Raw genomic sequence first — 20,322 nt, forward strand, 5'->3', positions numbered from 1 at the left:
TTTATCTTATAGATAAAAAAGCTGTCTTGACACCTATATTTACATATATTTAAACTAATGACAAGAAATTTTTTTTTAATGAGTAAAAAAGGAGACTTTAATTTGATTTATTTAGACTATGCTGCTACAACTCCAATGAGTGAAGAAGCCATTGAGACATTCGTCACTGCCTCTAAAAATTACTTTGGAAATGAGCGAAGTTTACATGATATTGGCTCAAAGGCATCACTGTTACTTGAAGCATGCCGCAAGCAATTAGCAGGATTTATAAATGCTAGCCCCGCTTCAATTTACTTTACAAGTGGAGGAACTGAATCAAATTTAATTGCTATTCAAACCCTCTTAAAGAGTACAAAAAAAGTCGGAAAACACATATTAACCACAACATTAGAGCATTCTTCAATTAGCAATTATTTAAAAGTACTGGAAGAACAAGGATATGAAGTTACTTATTTACCAGTTACAAATAGCGGGATTATATCCTTAGAAGTGATTGAAAATGCAATTCGCGAAGATACTGTATTGGGCATTTTTCAACATGTCAATTCTGAAATTGGAGCTATTCAACCGATTAACGAGATTGCAAATTTATTTAATTCATCAAATATTTTACTCCATTGCGATTGTGTACAATCATTTGGAAAAATAGCAATAGATGTCTCAAAATATGAAATTTCTAGTCTTAGTATTTCAGGTCATAAATTATATGGACCAAAAGGGATCGGAGCCCTTTATTTAAATCCTAAATTAACTTGTCAACCAATCTATCCCGGTACATCTCATGAAAGTGGGATTCGTCCCGGTACTGTTAATGTCCCAGCAATTGCATCATTCGTAACAGCGGCTGGTCATATCATAAAAAATCAAGACGAAGAGCAAAAGAGATGTCACTATTTAAAAAATGTTTTAAAATCACAATTACAAGATGTTCAACATCTTGTAAAATTTGAAGGTTCTGATGGAGAGTGTATTCCAAATATAATTGGAATGAGGATCATTGGACTTGAAGGCCAGTTTGTCATGCTTGAATGCAATCGACATCAATTTGCCATTTCAACAGGAAGTGCCTGTGCAATTGGCATGCAGAAACCTTCAGAAACGATGTTAGCAATCGGAAGAGACCCTCATGAAGCAAAACAATTCTTCAGAGTTTCAGTCGGGAAACAAACAACAAAAGAAGATTTAGTCAAATTTTCATCTGTGTTAAAATTAATCATTAATCAAAACTTTTAATCGAGGAAATTAAAATGAATAAAAAACTTTTAGGGGAAGAAAGAAGAAAGAAAGTATTACAATGGTTAAAGGAGTCTGAGTCGCCCTTATCAGGCAATTCCTTAGCTAAAAGAGCAAATGTTAGTCGACAAGTTGTTGTAGGTGATATTACACTTTTAAAAGCGAAAAATGAGCCAATACTAGCAACTGCACAAGGTTATATTTATATACATCCTAATAAGGAAACGAACAAAATTAGAAAAGTAATTATTTGTCACCATACAGCTGAAGACACGCAAAAAGAACTAGAAATATTAGTCGATCACGGTGTTACAGTTAAAGATGTAATGGTTGAACATCCTGTCTATGGATATATCACAGCCCAATTACAAATTGCGAACCGTTATGATATAAGCTTATTTCTTCAAAAAATGGGAGAAACTAGCTCCGTCCCACTTTCTAATTTAACAAATGGAACACATCTTCATACGATCGAGGCAGATAGTGAACAGCAACTTAATAGTGCGATCTTACAATTAAAAAATGAAGGTTTTTTGGTAGACATACCTTAAGTGAAGGTTTAAGTGGTTTGAATTGGTAGATTTCTTTGATTAAACAATAAAGGGGCTGTCTCATGTGTCAGAGTAAGGGACATATGGGCATCCTTTTTTTATTGTAGATCTGGGGTATCACATTCAGGCTTTTATTGTATTTTTGTTTTTGGTCTTGTTGATGATCATTTCAGCAAGCTTTAAACAATTTTTTAGTCGAAATAGAAAAATCTGTGTGAATTTGATCCTTTTCCTTTTAATGGGCCTTATTTTTGTTCAATTTTAAGTCAATATACCTTTACTAGTATGGGTAAAACTTTATCTTATTTGCGATTTGTGGGAATTTATTTGTAGTTTTGCTAATTTTATTTGTGATTGTTGAATTTTAATTGCGATTGTGTCAATTTTATTTGCGATTCTCGAAATTTATTTGCATTTCACTAGTCAATTGCGAGAGAGACTTCTTAATTGCGATCTTACAAGTCATATTTGCAGCATTTTATTTATGAATAAATAAGAAAGAGGGTGTTCCACTTGGACACCCTCTTTTTATAAAGGAATTATTAATCGATAAATTCGAATTCGTATTCAGAAATTTTAACGATATCTCCGTTTTTCGCGCCACGTTGACGTAGTGCTTCATCAATCCCCATTCCACGCATTTGACGTGCAAATCGACGAATTGACTCTTCGCGTTCAAAGTTAGTCATTTTGAATATCTTTTCAAGCTCTTCACCTTTAACGACGAACGTTCCATCACTTTCACGAGTAATCTCAAAAGTAGGTTCTTCTTTTTGATATTTATAAAGAACTCGTAATGGTTTGTCTTCCTCTTCGTCATGAAGTGGGAATTCTGGAGTTGTTTCAACTAAATCTGCAACTGTAAATAGTAAATCACGTAAACCTTGACGTGTTACCGCAGAAATTGGGAAAATTTGAACTTCATCTCCAACTTGCTCTTTAAATTTAATTAAGTTTTCTTCAGCTTCTGGAATATCCATTTTATTTGCAACGACTACTTGAGGTCGTTCAGTTAAACGTAAATTATATTCTTTTAGCTCTTGATTAATTGTTAAGTAATCATCATATGGGTCTCTGCCTTCAAGACCTGACATATCTATTACATGAACAATTACACGTGTTCTTTCAATATGACGTAGGAATTGATGCCCAAGTCCAACACCTTGATGTGCTCCTTCAATTAACCCTGGTAAATCGGCCATTACAAAACTACGATTATCTTCAGTTTCTACAACACCTAAATTAGGAACAATTGTTGTAAAATGATATTCAGCGATTTTTGGTCTAGCAGAACTTACAACAGAAAGTAATGTTGATTTACCAACACTTGGGAAACCAACTAATCCAACATCAGCTAAAACTTTAAGTTCTAGTTTAATGTTTCTTTCCTTACCTGGCTCACCATTTTCAGCTATTTCTGGAGCTGGATTTGCAGGCGTTGCAAATCGACTATTTCCACGGCCTCCACGGCCTCCTCGTGCAATAATAGCTGTTTGACCATCCATTGTAAGGTCAGCTATTAATTCACCTGAATCAGCATCTGTTACGATCGTCCCAGGTGGTACTTTTACAATCATATCTTCTGCATTTTTACCATGTTGATTTTTAGACATACCATGTTGACCACGATCAGCTTTAAAATGACGTTTATAACGGAAATCCATTAATGTTCTTAAGCCTTCATCCACTTTAAATACAACATTAGCTCCCCTACCACCGTCTCCACCAGCAGGGCCACCTTTTGGAACATATTTTTCACGACGGAAGGCTACCATACCGTTTCCACCGTCTCCACCTTTTACATATATCTTGACTTGATCAATAAACATACATCCACCACTCTTTTATTTTTCCATTTTAAATTCGATACTGCACTCTTCTGTCTCACAAAAATATGACATCATTCTGATTTTTGAGCTGTCATTTGATGATGAAACAATCCACTTCAACATATCTTCTTTCTTTGTTAGTTTACCTCTGAAGTCAAAAAAGAAACTAACTGTTTTATCATTTATTTCAATTGTTAAACTAACAAAATTTTCCTCATAAATATGTACCCAAGATTCTAGTTTTTCTAAAAAATTTTGAATCCATACTGTCATCACTTCGTCTAAATTTTTAAGCGAACATGGTTCTCCTAAAATTTCATAATCTAGCACAATTGTACGAGGCTTCCAGTTATAGGTAATGATAAATTCTGCAAACTCTGGAATTTGTAACGAACAAATTTTAGCTTCATTCAAAGAATCAGCAACAATTTTCGTAATCGTTTCTTCTAGCTGGTCAGATTGACCTGTGGCCATGTATCCTTTTATTAATTGAATTCGATTTAACCAATCATGACGTGAATGTCTTAATACCTCTAGAACGTCCCATTTTTCCTGCATTGTATTCTCCTATAGGTTTACATTTTTCGTATTTATGAAGGTAATATAAAAGTTTGACTCGGCATTTTGATTGATCTTTTGAAAGTCTCAAACTAGTGTGTAGCTTGTAAAATGCCGAGTCTTTGGAGCATATTGTTTGAGAGGTTGCTATAACAACATTTTTTATAGCAATTTATTATATATAAAACTGTCTTAAGTACAGAAAAACTCTAACCTAAAAGGTTAGAGTTTCTAAGTTAGTTTCTTAAGCTTCTTGAGCTACAGGGTATACACTTACTTGTTTGCGGTCACGGCCTAAACGTTCGAATTTAACTACGCCATCAACCTTCGCAAATAATGTGTCATCTCCACCACGACCAACGTTTACACCTGGATAAATCTTAGTGCCGCGTTGACGGTAAAGAATTGAACCACCAGTTACGAATTGTCCATCAGCACGTTTAGCGCCAAGACGTTTTGACATTGAGTCACGACCGTTTTTTGTAGAACCTACTCCCTTTTTAGAAGCAAATAACTGAAGATTTAATTTTAACATGGTTACACCTCCTGTTTTACTCGTTTATAGTGACATAGTCACCGTAACTTGCAGCGATAGTTTGTAAAGATACGATCATCGCTTCAAGGATAAGTTGCGCTTTTTGCATATTATCTTCATTTAAATCAATCGGTAATTGATACTTCAAGAAACCTTTCTTTTCATCAATTACTGTATTTAATTCGGAATCTATACGGCAAATTGCTTCCAAAGCATTTACAGTTCCTACTGAAACTGCTGATATACCGGCACAAACAATGTCAGTCCCAGCATCAGAAAAAAATGCATGTCCACTTATTTTAAAGGAACCTATACGTCCATCTTTTAAACGTTCAATTGTTATTTTAGTCATTACTTAAAATTAAGCGTTGATTTTTTCGATAACAACTTTAGTGTAAGGTTGACGATGACCTTGCTTACGACGGTAGTTCTTTTTAGATTTGTATTTGAATACAAGAATCTTTTTAGCTTTACCGTTCTTTTCAACTTTTGCAGTTACAGTAGCTCCTTCAACAGTTGGGCTACCAACTTTGATGTTTTCGCCACCTACGAATAAAACTTTGTCGAATGTTACAGTTTCACCTGCGTTAGTATCAAGTTTCTCGATGTAGATTGCTTGACCTTCTTCAACTTTGATTTGTTTACCACCAGTTTCAATAATTGCGTACATAATTGCACCTCCTCAATAGTCTAAGACTCGCCACAAATAGGCATGCTAAAAAAGCAATTTAATACCTATTATGTGCGGTTGTAGCACGGGTGCGCTACAAACAATAACATTATGATGTTACCACGGGTCATGTCGAATGTCAACAACTACTTCAGTTAATGACTGTCTCTAAATAGCTTGTTATTTCCTTTGTCGTACCGGTTCTAACTATATTATAAAATGGTGTTTTTGAAGCTATAATTTTTAAACAAATTTTTATAAACATTGCTTTTTCTAGTCTTTGTACATGATTATTCTGATCTCCATTTAACGCTTTTGCGACATCTTCACTACATTCAACAAGTAAAGCCTCAATATCACGACTTGTTGAGAGCTCCCAAAGCGTCCTTTCAAGCTCGAAAACTGTCTGAACTGTGTTTTTTACAAGCCCACTACCATTACACTCTGGGCATTTTTGATGTGTTGCTTCGATATGTGAATGAGCTGTTCTTTTACGTGTAAGTTCAAATAAACCAAGGTCAGAAAATCCAAATAGCTTTGTATATGCTCGATCATTTTTAAAGGCTTCCTTTAATTGATCACCTATACTTTTTTGCTGTTCAACGGACTTCATATTTATAAAATCAATAATAATCATTCCACCAATATCACGAAGTCTTAATTGACGAACAATCTCAATTGCAGCTAATTGATTAGTATGATACACAGTTTCTTCACGATTATTTTTCCCGCTAAATTTACCTGTATTTACATCAATCACTGTCATCGCTTCAGTTTGCTCGATCAGTAGAAATGAACCATTTTTTAACCATACAATTTGTTTAAAAGATTTTTCTATTTGTTCTTCAATTTTAAATGCCACAAAAATATTTTCATTTCCTCTGTAACTAATGATTTGAAGATCTTCAGGCAAATAATTTTTATAAGAAGCTAAATCATCAATAATTAATTCACTAATTGTATCTTTAGGATGTAATTTAAAAAACTTAGTAAACAAGGAATTCGCTTCCCATACACAAGTGATTTTTTTAAAGCTTTGATTTTTTAATGAATCATAAAATGTTTGAAAGCCTTTTAACTCATTTAAAATCACATCTGATTCAGCATTTTCACATGAAGATCTGAAAATTAGCCCCTCATTATCACTTGTGTGATCTCGGCCAAATGCGTATAATTTATTTCGTTTCGATTCTTTTTTTATTTTATTTGAAACAGCAACTTGTTTTGTAAGAGGGAAGTATACAACGTAATCACCAGAGAACTCTAGATTATTTGTAAGCTTAGGACCTTTCTCATCAAACGCATCCTTTATGACTTGAACCAAAATATATTGTCCTTTTTGGAACTTTTTTCTTATTAATTCGTCTTTATTGACTTCTGATTCTTTACCCTCAATTGTATCTTCGAATCTCATAAAGCCATTTTTATTTAAACCTATATTTACAAAAATTGCATTTAATTTCGGCATTACTTCTTGGATTTGTCCTACATATATATTTCCTACATATGTATTTTGGTCTGCAGAAGAAAACCATTCAACTAGCTGTTCATTTTCAGTTACAGCAATTCTTTTCTCAGAATGTTTTACATTCATAATAACTTTCTTCAAATTCATCTTCCTAACTATGTATAGTATCTATCACATTTTATTCATTTAAATAGAAAAAAGCTAGTTAATATAATCTAATTAGTTAGTCTACTCACATGAATATTAGAAATTGAATATTATATTAAGATTTCTGTTACATTCTTCTTTAAAGAAACCTTATTTTACCCTTTCTTTTACTTAATCCTGATATAGATAGGAGCGATTATATGGATATAATTCTATCAATTCTTATTCCAACCGTCCCCGAAAGAATGGGGTATTTAAATAAAATTATTAATGAATTAGATAAACAAAGTAAAACATATCCAGTTGAAATATTAGTACTTTTGGAAAATAAAAAAAGAAGCATTGGTGAAAAAAGAAATGTTCTAATTGAGCAAGCAAAAGGAGATTATGTAGTTTTTATAGATGACGATGATCGGATAGAACCGAATTATATCGAAACACTCTGCTCAGCAATCAATGAAACGCCAAATGTTGACTGTATTGTATTTGACGTTTTAGTAAATTTTAATAACCAATATTCTAAAGTTTGTAAATATGGGAAAGAGTTTGCACATGGGGAAGATGAAAATTATTATTATCGAAAACCAAATCATTTAATGTGCTATTCAAAAAAGATTGCCTCTGCACATAAATTTCTTAATATCAGTTTTGGAGAAGACGATGAATGGGGCAGACGAGTTTCAAACGATATAATAATTCAAAAAAGGATACCTTCAATATTGTATTACTATGACTATATTCCAAAAGATTCTTCGTGGTATGTTTGAATAAAAACAACAAAAAATGGCCTCACTAGAGACCATCTTTTTGTTTGCAAACTTAATATTAAACTCTATTCTGAGCTGAAATTGTACTGGCTTCAACACTATAAAGCTGGCTTCATATCAAGCTATCTCAGTTTATAAAAATGTATAAAATAATGAAATCTAACTAATTAATTCTTCAAGCGAGTAGGTTGCTTTCTTCTCAGTAAAGTACGCATGTAATAATTCATTTTCATCTAACATTTGTTGATTTTTTTTATCAAGAGAGAAGACAACATTGTATTTATAGCCTTTTTGAAAGTTAGAAAAAACTTGAAATAATTTTGTTTCTTTATTCAAGGAGATCGATTTGATTTTTTGGATATATTGTTCGTTTCCATAAAACCGTTCCATTAAAAAACGTATAACAACAAAATGCCTATTTTTCCACTCACCCCATAAGGAAACGATTAAAAATAAAAGACAAACCCAAATTGTAATATTCATAGGTTGAATTATGATTGTAAGTAATGAGGATAACAATAAAAATACAAAAGATGAGTACAAGCTATATATATGAGCTCTAACGAACGGAAAGATCAATGAAAATAACTGATAGATTAATTTTCCTCCGTCTAATGGCCATATTGGTAATAAATTAAAACAAAGAATACTAAGATTATAATTGATAAAAAGTGTATAGAGGTTTTCAGGCATTAAATTCATTTGAAATAGGAAGTTAGCGATTATATATAAAGTTAAATGTTGAATGGGGCCAGAAATTGTAACAATAAACTCCTCGTAAGTTGGTCGATTTCCATGTTCATCAAGATCTACTACTCCCCCAAACGGAAGTAGCGTAATTTTATTTATTCTCCAATTAAATGAAGTAGCAGCAATGGCGTGACCTAATTCGTGGCAGAAAATAATAATTGATACAAACAATACTGACCAAAAATTAGCTGTCATAATGCCAATACATGCAATTAATAAATACAGTGGATGAACAGAAATTTTGGAAGGAAGAATTAGCCATTTATTCAAATGGAATCACCTGTTTCGGATCTATAAATTTTTCCCCCATTTTAATTGCGAAATAATAAGTTCCTAGATTCCCTTCATCATTGGATGATACCGTTCCGATAACCTTTTTACTATCTACTTCGTCATAAACTTTTACATTAGTTGTTCCTAATTTTCCGTACCAAGATTCAGAACCATCTGCGTGTTGAATAATGACCGTATTCCCTAAATTATCTTTCTTTCCTACAAAAAGTACTCGACCTTTTTTGATTGACTCTACTTTTTGGTTAGCTTCAGTTTGAATCAATATACCTTGACCGTCCGTTTTAAAACTTTGCAGTACTTTACCACTTGCAGGAACAGCATAATTATCATTTCCTACATTCTCTTTGTGATCATTTAATTGTGGTAAAAAAGCGATAGGACTCCCAAACCGATCTTCATACCATTTCTGTAAGGAAGCAAACTGAAATTCACTTTCATAAACTTGTGAAAGACCATGCCGAACTTGAGATGCCATAGGTGAGTTACTTTTTAAGATGATGGCTAAAGCTAGTACAATAATCGCACATAATAAACTTCTAAACATAAAGTTAGAGTTATTCATTATTTTCTTACCTTGCTCTTCTACCAAGTCATCATAAGTATAAGTGTATCCACCCTCAGTATTTTGCACTTCTTTTACCGGAAATTTGCTCATCAATTGATTCGGATTTCCCCATTTTTCTTCTTGTTCACGACGTTTAGCGATCCGCTTTCTTATATCATCTACGCGCTTACTCAAAGTGTCACCTCTCCTCGCAACCTAGTTATTTAATTTATATGAATCGATAGGACAACTTATGAGTAGATAATTTGAAAAGTGGACCAAGGTATTAGACAGGATTTTGGAAGTGATTAAAGAGGAAATTTGAGAAATAAAAAAGAAAAACACTTCGCTTTTTACGAAGTGTTATCGGATGCCAAATAATTTTTTCACTTTAAAGAAAATACTCTTTTCAGTCTCTAATGATTGTAATGGTACAGATTCCCCTAGCACTCTTCTTGCAATATTTCTATATGCGATAGAAGCTTTTGAATTTGGATTCATCGCTACAGGTTCACCACTATTAGTTGCCTTAATAACGTTTTCATCATCTTGGACAATACCAATTAAATCTACAGCTAACATTGAAGTAATTTCATCAACATCTAAGCTATCTCTATTTTCCATCATATGACTTCTAATACGATTGATTACTAGTTTAGGAGGTTCAATATCCTCTTGATCTAATAATCCAATAATACGATCTGCATCACGAATTGAAGAAACTTCAGGAGTTGTGACAACGATCGCTTTATCTGCACCTGCTACTGCATTTTTATATCCTTGTTCAATACCAGCAGGGCAGTCTATTAATATATAATCATAGTCTTTTTTTAATTCATCAACAAGCTCTCTCATTTGTTCAGGAGAAACAGCAGTTTTATCGCTTGTTTGTGCAGCAGGTAATAAATATAAACATTCAAAACGCTTATCCTTTATTAATGCCTGATGCGTTTTACAGCGACCTTCAACAACGTCCACTAAATCATAGACGATGCGATTTTCTAATCCCATGACAACGTCTAAGTTACGTAGGCCGATATCAGTGTCAATTAAGCACACTTTTTTTCCAAACATCGCTAATGCTGTTCCTAAATTTGCTGATGTAGTTGTTTTACCAACTCCACCTTTACCAGATGTAATTACTATAGCCTCTCCCACAGTTACATCATGCCCCTTTCTAACCTTGTCAAACTAGGTCTAAGATGAGTCAGAAATTGTATGCGATCGACAATGATTTGGCTGTCTTCGTTTATATACGCGCATTCCATCTCATTGCCTTCATCACCATAATGATCCGGTGCTCTGTTCATTATGCTGCAAATTCTCAACTGCATTGGTCTCATTATTGATGCCGCAATAACTGCCTCCTTATTACCATTAAAACCGGCATGAGCAGTACCTCTTAGTGCACCCATAATAAAGATATTTCCACCCGCAATAACAGTTCCACCTGGGTTAACATCACCGATTAACAGTAAATCACCTTTCACTTGGAGAATCTGACCGGATCTTACCATTCTACAAATAGGTACAATTTCTTCCCTTTTCATCCATTCAATAGCATCTTGTTTCGAAATCACATTACTTTCGATTGTTTCAACCACAAGATTATTCTTTTTACGAACAATTGAACGAATAATTTCATCTTGTTCGGGAGATAAAAAACGATTTCCTATTTTTAAACGAACTGCAAGTAAGGGACGATCATTGCTCTCAAACAAGTGGGTAGACAGTCTTTCTTCAATTTCATCTACTAAAATTTGAAAAGAACATGTATCATCGAGGTGCAGTGTTAGACCATCTTTCGTTCCTTTTATTGTAACATATTGTTGCCTCTGTTCCATGATAAGTGTTCACCCCGATTGTATAATTCGACATGCACCCGAAAAATCCTTTATTTTTCCTCATTATTTTCACTAATTGTTCTTAATAATGATGAAAAAGGATATGCAAAAATTAATATAAATAGTGCATTCAGTAATAATGTCGGCAATAATCGATGATTCAAAAAGTATAGATTATTCATATTAGTAAATCCGAACAACGCATTTAATCCGTATACTAAATATTCTAAGGCTACAGTCCATATTAAAACAAGAATACTTCGAACGAATAAATTCGCATAAAGTATTTTAATTGCTTGACTTATTAAAAAGATAAATAACGGAAAAGCAGCTAAATATATACCTATAATCTCTGTATAAACAATATCATAAATGAATCCAAAGATAACACCATAAAAAAGTGCCTTCTTCGGATCGTAATATAATGTAATAAATAATAAACCAAAAAATAAAAAATGTGGAACAATAATCGCATTATGACCAAGAATGTTTGGCGATACAGTTGATACATAAATGTTTTCTAATATAAACAGAAATGTTAAAAGGAGAGGTAAACCATACTTACTCATTTACTAATTACTCTCCTTTCTGTGGCTGATCAATTGAACGCTTTACAGCTAGCACATGATTTATGTCATTAAAATCTGCTTGCGGTTTAATATAAGCTGTTTGTGTTAGCCCATGTTCATCAGGCACAACTTCCTCAACTTTACCTATTGGAAGATTAGCAGGGAAAACACCACCAAGACCTGAAGTCACAACAATTTGTCCTTTTTTTACTTTTGCATTTGAAGGAATTCGTTTGAATAATAAAGCTTGTTTCTCAACATCATAACCTTCTATCAAACCAAAAACCGTATCTTTTTGCTGAATTTTAGCAGAAATTCGATTTGTGCGATCTGAAGAACTTAATAATTGTACAGTGGATGAAAATTTAGAAACATTTTTAACTTTACCAATTAAGCCTTTAGAAGTGATAACTGCCATTTCTTTTTCAATACCACTTATCGATCCTTTATCAATGGTAATAATTTGTTGCCATTTATCCGGATCTCTTATCGTTACTGTAGCTTGAAATGTATCATAATCACTTAAGCTTTTTTTAATTCCAATCATGTCTTTTAATTCTTTATTTTCTTTTTCTAATGCTTTCTCACGTACAGATAATTCAACATATTTATCGAGCTTACTTTTCAAAACTTGATTTTCATCATATGTATCTTTTAAGTCCGCAATATTATTAAATAAACCCGCAATAAGTTGTGCGGGCTTATTAAATACTTTTTCAGTCAGACTTACTGTATCTTTAATAAACTGCTCAGGAATTGAAAGGTTTCTATTACTTCTTAAAGAATAACCTAGAAGTGCCACTAGTAAGATAATAGCAGCTAAGACAATCATTAAACGTTTATTTTGAAAAAATTGTGGCATTCTTACACCCTCTTATAACAATTCAACTTTTTGTTCTAACGATTTCATGAATGTAATCCTCACTAATTATAGTGAGGATTACAAATTTCAACTAATCTTCTTATTAAAGAACTTATATAGTAGTTCACTTTTTTTAGAAAACTAGCTTATTTTTTAAAACATTTTCAATTCAATTTTATCGATATTGATTTGAATTTGCACCGAAATTCTTTTTGAAAATATCGATATTATCTAACGCTTTACCTGTCCCCATTGCAACACAGTCAAGAGGGTCTTCTGCAACTATTACAGGCATATTTGTTTCTTGAGCAATTACTTTATCAATATTACGAAGAAGTGCTCCACCGCCTGTAAGTACGATTCCACGATCAATAATGTCTGCTGATAACTCAGGTGGCGTTTTCTCTAATGTATTTTTTACAGATTCAACAATTGCCGCAACTGTATCACTTAATGCTGTTGCAATTTCTTCTCCATGGATTGTAATTGTTTTAGGTAAACCTGAAATTAAATCACGACCACGAATATCCATTTGTTCATCTGATTCACTTTTAATAGCTGAACCAATTTCAAGCTTTAACTGTTCGGCAGTTCGTTCACCGATTGATAAGTTATAGTTCTTTTTAATATATTGAATGATCGCTTCGTCCATATCATCACCGGCAGTACGAATCGATTGACTTGTAACGATACCACCTAATGAGATAATTGCAACTTCAGTTGTTCCTCCACCGATATCAACAACCATACTACCTGTCGGTTCCATAACCGGTAAATTAGCACCAATTGCAGCAGCAAACGGTTCTTCAATTAAGAATGCATCGCGTGCACCAGCTTGTCTTGTTGCATCGATAACGGCTCTTTTTTCAACAGCAGTAATACCTGATGGTACACATACCATTACGTAAGGTTTACGTGAGAAAAATCCGTTACTTTTTTGAGCTTGATCAATATAATGCTTCATCATTGTTGCTGTTGTTTCAAAATCAGCAATTACACCATCTTTCATTGGTCTAGTTGCAACAACATTTCCTGGAGTACGACCAATCATTAGTTTTGCTGAGCCACCTACAGCAACAATTTGTTTCGTATCCGTCCTTAAAGCAACAACAGAAGGTTCTCTAACCACTATTCCTTTTCCTTTTACAAAGACTAAAGTATTTGCCGTACCTAAGTCTATTCCTAAATCACGAGTAAATCCACCTAATCCAAACATATGTATCTCCCTTTCTAAAACTTACAACTTAAATTCATATTTAAAGTATCTATACTATATTCTCTTATCGTTAGTAAATAACAGGTTTTTATCCATAACTTACATTATAAAACAATTAGTTACTAATGAACACCCTTAAACGTAACCTTTTTCTTTTAAACTGACATACTTATGTTCACCAATTATGATGTGGTCTAGTAATTCGATTCCAATTATTTTTCCACATTCAACTAATCGTTTTGTTACTTCGATATCTTCTCGACTTGGAGTAGGATCCCCACTCGGATGATTGTGTAAGCAAATTATCGAGCTTGCAGATCTACGAAAAGCTTCTTTAAAAACTTCACGAGGATGAACAATCGATGCATTTAAACTACCTTTAAAAATAGTTTCGCGAGCAATAACTTGATTTTTCGTATTTAAGTATAAACATACAAAATGTTCTTGTTCAAGAAATCGCATTTCATCCATCATAAATTTTGCACAATCATCTGGACTTTTAATAATAAATCTTTCGTCATATTGAAGTCGATTAATTCTTTTTCCTAATTCAAAGGCAGCAATTAGCTGTACAGCTTTTGCTTCACCGATACCTTTAATATCAGATATTTCTTCAACAGACGCATTCATTAATAATCTTAGTCCATCAAATTTCAATAAAAGTTCGTTTGAAACTTTTAAAACCGATTCATTTTTTGTCCCAGTTCTTAATAAGATCGCAAGTAAATCCTGGTTAGACAAACTACCGGGACCAAATGTTAACAATCGCTCTCTTGGCCTTTCATCTTTCGGAAAATCTTTAATGAGAACCGAATTTGACAAAGTATCACCTCAAATCAAAAGTTAAAAATTTAGTTCTCTTAGTTTTTTCTTAACTTTATTGATCGGAAGTCCAACAACAGAATAATAGTCGCCGTCTATTTTCTCTACAAATGTTCCGCCATATCCTTGTATGCCGTAAGAACCAGCTTTATCCATCGGTTCATTCGTATTGATATAATCAATTATTTCTTGATCACTTAGTTCACTAAAGGTAATTTTTGTACATTGATAAAAGCTACTACTTTTACCTTCATTAATAATTGAAACTCCAGTAAAAACCTCGTGTGTTTTTCCAGATAGCATTTTTAACATGGCAAATGCATCTTCTTTTGAGGTAGGTTTACCTAGTTTTTTATCATTATAAGTAACGATCGTATCAGCACCGATTACTACTGCATTTGGAAATTTATTAGATACATCTATAGCTTTTTCTTCCGCCAATTTCAATACAATCTCAGAAGACTGCAAGTTCTGCTCCATTACTTCTTCAACATCACTAGTTTCAATGATAAAAGGGATATTTAACATGCTAAGAAGTTCTTTTCTTCGAGGAGATGCAGAGGCTAATATAAGTTTTTTCATTTCATTCACCTATTATTTTTTTTTAAAAGGAAGGATACATGACTATCCTACCCAAGTAATCACTATAACACAAATTAGTAAAAAACACTTTTCGTTGTCTATTCGTTATTAAAATGTAATAAAAATGAAAGTTTTGTTAAGTATTAAAATACCCTAATATTAAAATTTCATTTTTATATATTTTATGTCTAAATCCAGTCTTTTCAAAATAAATTTTGCTTAAAATTTGAATAGATATAAATTAAAATAAGAAATTTTTAATGATAAATATTAATTTCTTTCATTCAATTTGTAATATAAAATACACTAACAAAAATAATTTGTCAGTGCATTCACGCTGCTAAAAAATAATCTTCAAACTTATTATCAAATTTACGTAAAGGAGTAGAGTGATGNNTGCGGGGTCTCAGCCTTCCCGCTAATCCCATAGGAGTCGAGCACCCTTCCGTTCCAATCAACTTTTTCATCAAAAAAAGTTTGCAATAAAAACCTAATCAAATAGCCTTTACTTAAAGTAATATAACGGCTGTTTAATAAACTGTTTGTAGTCAAATAATAACTAACATTAATTTACAATCTAATAAATCGAATTTGTTTTTTGAATTAGCTCATAATATTTTTAACTTCAAAAAAAAACATTACTAGTATTGTTGAAATAAAAAAATTGCTCAAACATATTAAAATTTAAAATCAAGAATAAATCATCAAAAAATGATAATTTAATCAATAATAAATGATCACTTAGAGTACGTTTACTCTATTGACTATTTTATATTTCAACAAACTAAAAATACACTAACAAAAATTTAATTTGTTAGTGTATTTTTTTGTTCTTTTAATATTTTAAATAAGGATAACATGTCGTATTGGACTGATTGGGTTACTTTATTTAGATTTTGTTTACTGCTTGAGGACATTACTTTTTCGATGTTTTGTAAGTGCTTAAGTCCACTTAGTAATTGTTTATTTTTAATATAATCTTTTTGCTTACTTAGAATTAACATCGTTGAGCTTATTTGTTCAAGTTGTTTTTCATTATTAAAGTTATTATCTGTTAAATACGATAACATAAAATTAAATGTTTCCACTTCAGCTTTATACATATCTACTGATTGTTTTGGGCCTTTGTATATTTGCCCTCCAACTGTTTCTTCTTTTAAATAAGTACTTTTAAATTTTTTCTTAACTTCATCTGCTAGAAACGTGCTATCTTTCCCGCTCAAGGCAATAACGACGAAAAAATTATTATTTTTTTCATAAATGACGGGGGTAAAGCCATTTGTAGATACTTCTTTTTCATTTTTCTTCGCTGATTCCATGCTTTTATACATTCCAACTTGTGCTAGATCAAACTTCACTGCTGGAATCTTCATTTGGACTTGGTTCGTTGCTGTACCAGAAACCGATACACTATTTTTAGTTTTGTTAAGTGCATCTGGCTTTGATTGTTTAAATATCCCTAAAAATACAAACCCAAAACATAGTCCTATTAAACTTGCTCCTATTATAGAAATAATAATACTTTTTGATGGTGACTTCTTTGTGAAAAAAGAAATCTTCCTTTTCTCCTTCACCTTTTGCTCTGGCTTAATCTTTTTCTTCTTTTTAACATCATCTAAAACGATTACTTTTTTACCTAACCCATCAGGAGTTGGTAAAACCCATCCAAATTCCCCGTTCTTCTCCTCTACCTGATTTTGGGAATTAACGGAACCTTCTTTAAACGCTTTTTCCTCGCCATTAATTTTAATTGATATCTTTGAGGACTTGTCCATATGAATCCTCCTACTACTTTATTTTAAAACGTAAAAAAATACTAACATATAATCCCAGAAAAACACGCCGACATTTGTCGAGGACAAACAGGTATCGTGCAACAAAAAATTACAAAAACTTGCTCATTTCTTATCTACATAAATAAATAACCACCGTAGGATTCCCGGTGGTTATTTGCTATACATTGCCACTTTATTTCTTCCAGCATTTTTTGCTTTTGAATACATAGCTCTGTCTGCACATCGAATTAAGTCTGACGGTTCTATCGCCACAAATGGTGCAACTGCTGCACCTATACTTGCTGTTACTGTTAACTTAATCTTTTGATCTTCGTTAGTCAGATGATTTGTAATGTAAAATGGAATAGTTTCTAGCGATTTTCTAATTTCTTCTGCTAAATCATATGTTTCTCTGTCACTATGATTTACAAGCAGTACTGAAAATTCTTCTCCACCAAAACGAGCAACTAAACCACTTTTCTTCACTACCATTTTAATCCGACTTGCAACTTCAAATAATACTTCATTACCTGCTTGATGACCGTACCTGTCATTCACTCTTTTAAAATAATCTAAATCAATAAGAAGTAATGAAATTGTCTTTATCTTGAATGTTTTCAACCGTTCAAATTCTTCTTTAATTTTAGATTCGAGATATTCAAAATTATATAAGCCGGTTAAAGCATCAGTTTCACTTCTGATTTTTGTTTGTAAGTAAAACCTTGCATTTTCAACTGCAATTGCGAGATATAATGCAAGGATTTCGATCAAAACTACTTGGTATTTTTCAAATGCATTTTTTTGTTCCGATGCAATTGTGAGTACACCAACTACTTCTTGATTTTTTATAATTGGGATTGATAATAAACTTTCTGCTTCTAAAAATTTCAAATGATCATTGGTGTACCATTGTGATCGTCTGTTAAAACTATATCTTCTTTTTTCAAAAAATACTTTTTGAGAGATTGACCCTTCAAGCGTATCAAAGTAAGGACAACTAAATATTTTTTCATCACATTTATTTTGAAAATATCTTATTAATTTAAGTGATTTATCTTCGACTATAAATAAATTCCCATATGAAACTGGAATTAAAGTAGTTAATTGTTCAAAAAACTCATCGATTACTTGCTCTTCTTCCATTCTTTGAGAAAGTTTTTGACTGATTTTCATTGTTTGCCTTAAATATTTGTTCATATTTAAAGCAGAGGATAAAGAGTTTAGAATAATCATTAAAATGATATAGTAAATCGTTATGTAGATTATCGTAATATATCCTTTTGTCTCTAGCATTAAATAAAGACTTATTCCAATTGGATACATTAATAAATAGATAAACAAATCCCACTTAAATTCCCTATTTATCAATTTCATTTCTCTTTTATATAAATAAATCGTAATAAAATAAATAACGATTTGATTAATCCAAAAAGATGCTAGTGTGTATATGAGGATTGGAAATAAGCTATTCAAAATTTCTTTAGTTCCAGTAGGTTCAATCTTTCCCCCAACTAAATAATAAAGTAGTGCACTACCAATAGAACATAATGCAAACATTAACGAATTAAGCGGCATTCGGTAGAGAGTATTTTTTGTAATACTTAATCTTATATACAGAATCGAATAGGCCAATTGACTTATTAAAAGTTCTGCAACTAAACCATACGATAAAAACACCAATATTGAGATTCCGAAAATAAAAGAAAATGTAGCATCATTAATTTTAATCGGCATATTGGCTACAATTAGAAATAACGCGATTATAATTAAAAAATTTGAACGATCTATTTGTCTAAGAGGGCTAGCCATATTAGCATAATAAATTATGATTGGCATTAGAACAATCCATGCGATCCAAATCAACCTATTACTATGCTTACTAATCAAGATTATGGGCCCTCCTTTACAATTCTAAGCGAATTTTTTTAGTAAATATCTTCTTACTACCGAGATAAAATATAAAGAACCGGTTATTAACAATATCTCGTTTTCCTGCATTTCCTTTATATTCTTATCGATTGCAACAGATAAATCACTTTCATATTTTATATTAAGTGTACTAGCATTCGAAATTAATTCTTCCTTATTCATCGCTCTAGGAAAATCAAAAGTAGTCATGACAATATTATTTGTTATTTCTCGTAATTCTTTTAACATCTCTCGAGTATTTTTATCTTTCAGGGCAGAGAACAGAATCTTTATTTCCTTATCAAGAAAACGGTTATTCATCGTCTCCACTAAACTTTTAATTCCTTCAACATTATGTGCGCCATCAATATAAATGATAGGATTTGAAGCTATTCGTTCTAATCTTCCTGCTTTTAGTGCTATTTTTAATCCTCTTTTTATATTATCTTCACTAAACTTCATTCCATATTGATTTTGTAATAATTGAACAACACAGATTGCGCAAGAAGCATTCCTAATTTGATGGTGCCCTAGCATTGATAACTCAATATTTTCAATTAACCTACCATTGCCTTTGTAATTAAACATTTCATAAAGTGAATCTTTCAATGGAGAAGCAAAAAAATGATTACCATACTCAAAATAATCAGCTTCATTTTTGATTGCGGCATTTTGAATAATCGTTAAAGCTTTTTCTTTCAATTCTGCTGTAACAATTGGAATTCCCTTTTTAATAATTCCTGCCTTATGCTTAGTGATTTCTTCTATTGTTTCACCAAGAATTTGTTGATGATCGTGGCCAATACTCGTAATGACACTAATTAGAGGTGTCATTACATTTGTGCAATCCTCTAACCCACCTAAACCAGCTTCAATTAAAAACATGTCATGTTCTTTTATTTTTCCGAAGAAGTAAAAAGCCATAGTTGTAATGATTTCAAATTCAGTTGGCGCACCACATGGTAACTGTTCAACTTCTTCAACAACTGGAATCATACAGTTTACTAGTTGAATAAATTCTTGTTTACTAATCATTTCACCGCAGAACATGATTTGTTCACGATAATCTAATATATATGGTGATGTAAAAGTTCCTACAGTATACCCTGCATCTAATAAAATACTTTGAAGAAAAGTAATTGTAGAGCCTTTTCCATTCGTTCCTGCGACGTGAATTGCTTTGACACTTAGCTGAGGATTACCTAGTCTAACTAGCATTTCATCCATTCTTTGTAGTCCAGGTACAATGCCAAATTTTGTTCTGTTATACATCCATTTCAGTGCTTCCTCATATGTATTAACCATCTTAACCCTACCTTTATAGTAAAAAACGACGAATCATTAACTCAATTCGTCGTTTTTTTTAACTAATTTCTATTGCAGATTAACTGCTTAAAT

At 32.1% G+C, this 20,322-nt stretch carries 21 protein-coding genes and 1 other annotated feature; of the genes, 3 read left to right on the top strand and 18 right to left on the bottom strand.

Going from position 1 to position 20,322, the window contains the following annotated elements:
• Positions 1 to 78 precede the first annotated feature (78 nt).
• Both COE53_RS05515 and COE53_RS05520 read left to right on the top strand, forming a co-directional pair.
• Entirely contained in the window at positions 79 to 1,233 is a 1,155-nt protein-coding gene (locus tag COE53_RS05515) for an IscS subfamily cysteine desulfurase (RefSeq protein ID WP_483295423.1), read from the top strand.
• An 8-nt stretch (positions 1,234 to 1,241) separates the two neighbouring features.
• The gene (locus tag COE53_RS05520) at positions 1,242 to 1,784 is read left to right on the top strand and encodes a transcription repressor NadR (RefSeq protein WP_069035174.1); all 543 of its coding nucleotides are present in this window, start codon (positions 1,242 to 1,244) and stop codon (positions 1,782 to 1,784) included.
• 542 nt (positions 1,785 to 2,326) lie between these two features.
• Here the strand turns inward: COE53_RS05520 and obgE are convergent.
• The 6 genes from obgE to COE53_RS05550 form a co-directional block, all read right to left on the bottom strand.
• Positions 2,327 to 3,613 carry a GTPase ObgE gene (gene obgE / locus COE53_RS05525; RefSeq protein WP_091022733.1) on the bottom strand — a complete coding sequence of 429 codons (1,287 nt, stop codon included), beginning with the start codon at positions 3,611 to 3,613 and terminating at the stop codon, positions 2,327 to 2,329.
• Positions 3,614 to 3,628: 15 nt separating this feature from the next.
• Complete coding sequence (locus COE53_RS05530; RefSeq protein WP_069035176.1) at positions 3,629 to 4,171, bottom strand: Spo0B C-terminal domain-containing protein; 543 nt, start codon at positions 4,169 to 4,171, stop codon at positions 3,629 to 3,631.
• Positions 4,172 to 4,415: 244 nt separating this feature from the next.
• Positions 4,416 to 4,706, bottom strand: coding sequence for a 50S ribosomal protein L27 (gene rpmA, locus COE53_RS05535; RefSeq protein WP_025672162.1), 291 nt, complete (start codon positions 4,704 to 4,706; stop codon positions 4,416 to 4,418).
• 16 nt (positions 4,707 to 4,722) lie between these two features.
• On the bottom strand, positions 4,723 to 5,058 hold the full coding sequence (locus tag COE53_RS05540) for a ribosomal-processing cysteine protease Prp (RefSeq protein WP_056472574.1): 336 nt from the start codon (positions 5,056 to 5,058) through the stop codon (positions 4,723 to 4,725).
• 9 nt (positions 5,059 to 5,067) lie between these two features.
• Positions 5,068 to 5,376 carry a 50S ribosomal protein L21 gene (rplU, locus tag COE53_RS05545; protein WP_025672164.1) on the bottom strand — a complete coding sequence of 103 codons (309 nt, stop codon included), beginning with the start codon at positions 5,374 to 5,376 and terminating at the stop codon, positions 5,068 to 5,070.
• Positions 5,377 to 5,389: 13 nt separating this feature from the next.
• Positions 5,390 to 5,466: a sequence feature (ribosomal protein L21 leader region), on the bottom strand.
• A gap of 61 nt (positions 5,467 to 5,527) precedes the next feature.
• Entirely contained in the window at positions 5,528 to 6,985 is a 1,458-nt protein-coding gene (locus COE53_RS05550) for an Rne/Rng family ribonuclease (protein ID WP_180242390.1), read from the bottom strand.
• Positions 6,986 to 7,191: 206 nt separating this feature from the next.
• Here COE53_RS05550 and COE53_RS05555 point away from each other — a divergent pair, with 206 nt between their 5' ends.
• Positions 7,192 to 7,758: a glycosyltransferase family A protein gene (locus tag COE53_RS05555; protein ID WP_069035178.1), complete on the top strand. Its 567-nt coding sequence runs from the start codon at positions 7,192 to 7,194 to the stop codon at positions 7,756 to 7,758.
• A gap of 159 nt (positions 7,759 to 7,917) precedes the next feature.
• Here the strand turns inward: COE53_RS05555 and COE53_RS05560 are convergent, their stop codons facing one another.
• From COE53_RS05560 to COE53_RS05615, 12 genes are all read right to left on the bottom strand, one after another.
• Positions 7,918 to 8,778 carry a site-2 protease family protein gene (locus tag COE53_RS05560; RefSeq protein ID WP_069035179.1) on the bottom strand — a complete coding sequence of 287 codons (861 nt, stop codon included), beginning with the start codon at positions 8,776 to 8,778 and terminating at the stop codon, positions 7,918 to 7,920.
• Entirely contained in the window at positions 8,771 to 9,541 is a 771-nt protein-coding gene (locus COE53_RS05565; protein WP_069035180.1) for a M23 family metallopeptidase, read from the bottom strand. The genes COE53_RS05560 and COE53_RS05565 overlap by 8 nt, the downstream gene beginning before the upstream one ends.
• A 168-nt stretch (positions 9,542 to 9,709) precedes the next feature.
• Entirely contained in the window at positions 9,710 to 10,504 is a 795-nt protein-coding gene (gene minD, locus COE53_RS05570) for a septum site-determining protein MinD (RefSeq protein WP_056472557.1), read from the bottom strand.
• A 2-nt stretch (positions 10,505 to 10,506) separates the two neighbouring features.
• On the bottom strand, positions 10,507 to 11,193 hold the full coding sequence (gene minC / locus COE53_RS05575; protein WP_056472554.1) for a septum site-determining protein MinC: 687 nt from the start codon (positions 11,191 to 11,193) through the stop codon (positions 10,507 to 10,509).
• Between the two features lie 47 nt (positions 11,194 to 11,240).
• On the bottom strand, positions 11,241 to 11,759 hold the full coding sequence (gene mreD / locus COE53_RS05580) for a rod shape-determining protein MreD (protein ID WP_069035181.1): 519 nt from the start codon (positions 11,757 to 11,759) through the stop codon (positions 11,241 to 11,243).
• Positions 11,760 to 11,766: 7 nt separating this feature from the next.
• On the bottom strand, positions 11,767 to 12,621 hold the full coding sequence (gene mreC / locus COE53_RS05585; RefSeq protein ID WP_069035182.1) for a rod shape-determining protein MreC: 855 nt from the start codon (positions 12,619 to 12,621) through the stop codon (positions 11,767 to 11,769).
• A gap of 175 nt (positions 12,622 to 12,796) precedes the next feature.
• Positions 12,797 to 13,837: a rod shape-determining protein gene (locus COE53_RS05590; protein ID WP_069035183.1), complete on the bottom strand. Its 1,041-nt coding sequence runs from the start codon at positions 13,835 to 13,837 to the stop codon at positions 12,797 to 12,799.
• Positions 13,838 to 13,972: 135 nt separating this feature from the next.
• A complete protein-coding gene (gene radC, locus COE53_RS05595; RefSeq protein ID WP_091022740.1) occupies positions 13,973 to 14,659 on the bottom strand; it encodes a RadC family protein in 687 nt (228 codons plus the stop codon).
• 21 nt (positions 14,660 to 14,680) lie between these two features.
• Positions 14,681 to 15,241 (bottom strand): Maf family protein, encoded by a 561-nt coding sequence (locus COE53_RS05600; protein ID WP_069035185.1) that lies wholly within the window; start codon positions 15,239 to 15,241, stop codon positions 14,681 to 14,683.
• 806 nt (positions 15,242 to 16,047) lie between these two features.
• A complete protein-coding gene (locus COE53_RS05605) occupies positions 16,048 to 17,016 on the bottom strand; it encodes a hypothetical protein (RefSeq protein WP_069035186.1) in 969 nt (322 codons plus the stop codon).
• A gap of 171 nt (positions 17,017 to 17,187) precedes the next feature.
• Positions 17,188 to 18,903: a sensor domain-containing diguanylate cyclase gene (locus COE53_RS05610; RefSeq protein ID WP_098947547.1), complete on the bottom strand. Its 1,716-nt coding sequence runs from the start codon at positions 18,901 to 18,903 to the stop codon at positions 17,188 to 17,190.
• 24 nt (positions 18,904 to 18,927) lie between these two features.
• Positions 18,928 to 20,229: a bifunctional folylpolyglutamate synthase/dihydrofolate synthase gene (locus COE53_RS05615; RefSeq protein WP_091022747.1), complete on the bottom strand. Its 1,302-nt coding sequence runs from the start codon at positions 20,227 to 20,229 to the stop codon at positions 18,928 to 18,930.
• Positions 20,230 to 20,322 lie beyond the last annotated feature (93 nt).

It is taken from the genome of Bacillus sp. AFS029533, from assembly GCF_002585125.1.
GTDB classification, from domain to species: Bacteria; Bacillota; Bacilli; order Bacillales; family Bacillaceae_G; genus Gottfriedia; species Gottfriedia luciferensis_B.

Coding starts and splice junctions, on each gene's coding strand:
- COE53_RS05555 (WP_069035178.1), top strand. CDS start 7,192: ATGGATATAATTCTATCAATTCTTATTCCAACCGTCCCCGAAAGAATG.
- obgE (WP_091022733.1), bottom strand. CDS start 3,613: ATGTTTATTGATCAAGTCAAGATATATGTAAAAGGTGGAGACGGTGGA.
- COE53_RS05615 (WP_091022747.1), bottom strand. CDS start 20,229: ATGGTTAATACATATGAGGAAGCACTGAAATGGATGTATAACAGAACA.
- COE53_RS05600 (WP_069035185.1), bottom strand. CDS start 15,241: ATGAAAAAACTTATATTAGCCTCTGCATCTCCTCGAAGAAAAGAACTT.
- rpmA (WP_025672162.1), bottom strand. CDS start 4,706: ATGTTAAAATTAAATCTTCAGTTATTTGCTTCTAAAAAGGGAGTAGGT.
- COE53_RS05590 (WP_069035183.1), bottom strand. CDS start 13,837: ATGTTTGGATTAGGTGGATTTACTCGTGATTTAGGAATAGACTTAGGT.
- mreC (WP_069035182.1), bottom strand. CDS start 12,621: ATGCCACAATTTTTTCAAAATAAACGTTTAATGATTGTCTTAGCTGCT.
- COE53_RS05540 (WP_056472574.1), bottom strand. CDS start 5,058: ATGACTAAAATAACAATTGAACGTTTAAAAGATGGACGTATAGGTTCC.
- rplU (WP_025672164.1), bottom strand. CDS start 5,376: ATGTACGCAATTATTGAAACTGGTGGTAAACAAATCAAAGTTGAAGAA.
- COE53_RS05515 (WP_483295423.1), top strand. CDS start 79: ATGAGTAAAAAAGGAGACTTTAATTTGATTTATTTAGACTATGCTGCT.
- mreD (WP_069035181.1), bottom strand. CDS start 11,759: ATGAGTAAGTATGGTTTACCTCTCCTTTTAACATTTCTGTTTATATTA.
- COE53_RS05605 (WP_069035186.1), bottom strand. CDS start 17,016: ATGGACAAGTCCTCAAAGATATCAATTAAAATTAATGGCGAGGAAAAA.
- COE53_RS05530 (WP_069035176.1), bottom strand. CDS start 4,171: ATGCAGGAAAAATGGGACGTTCTAGAGGTATTAAGACATTCACGTCAT.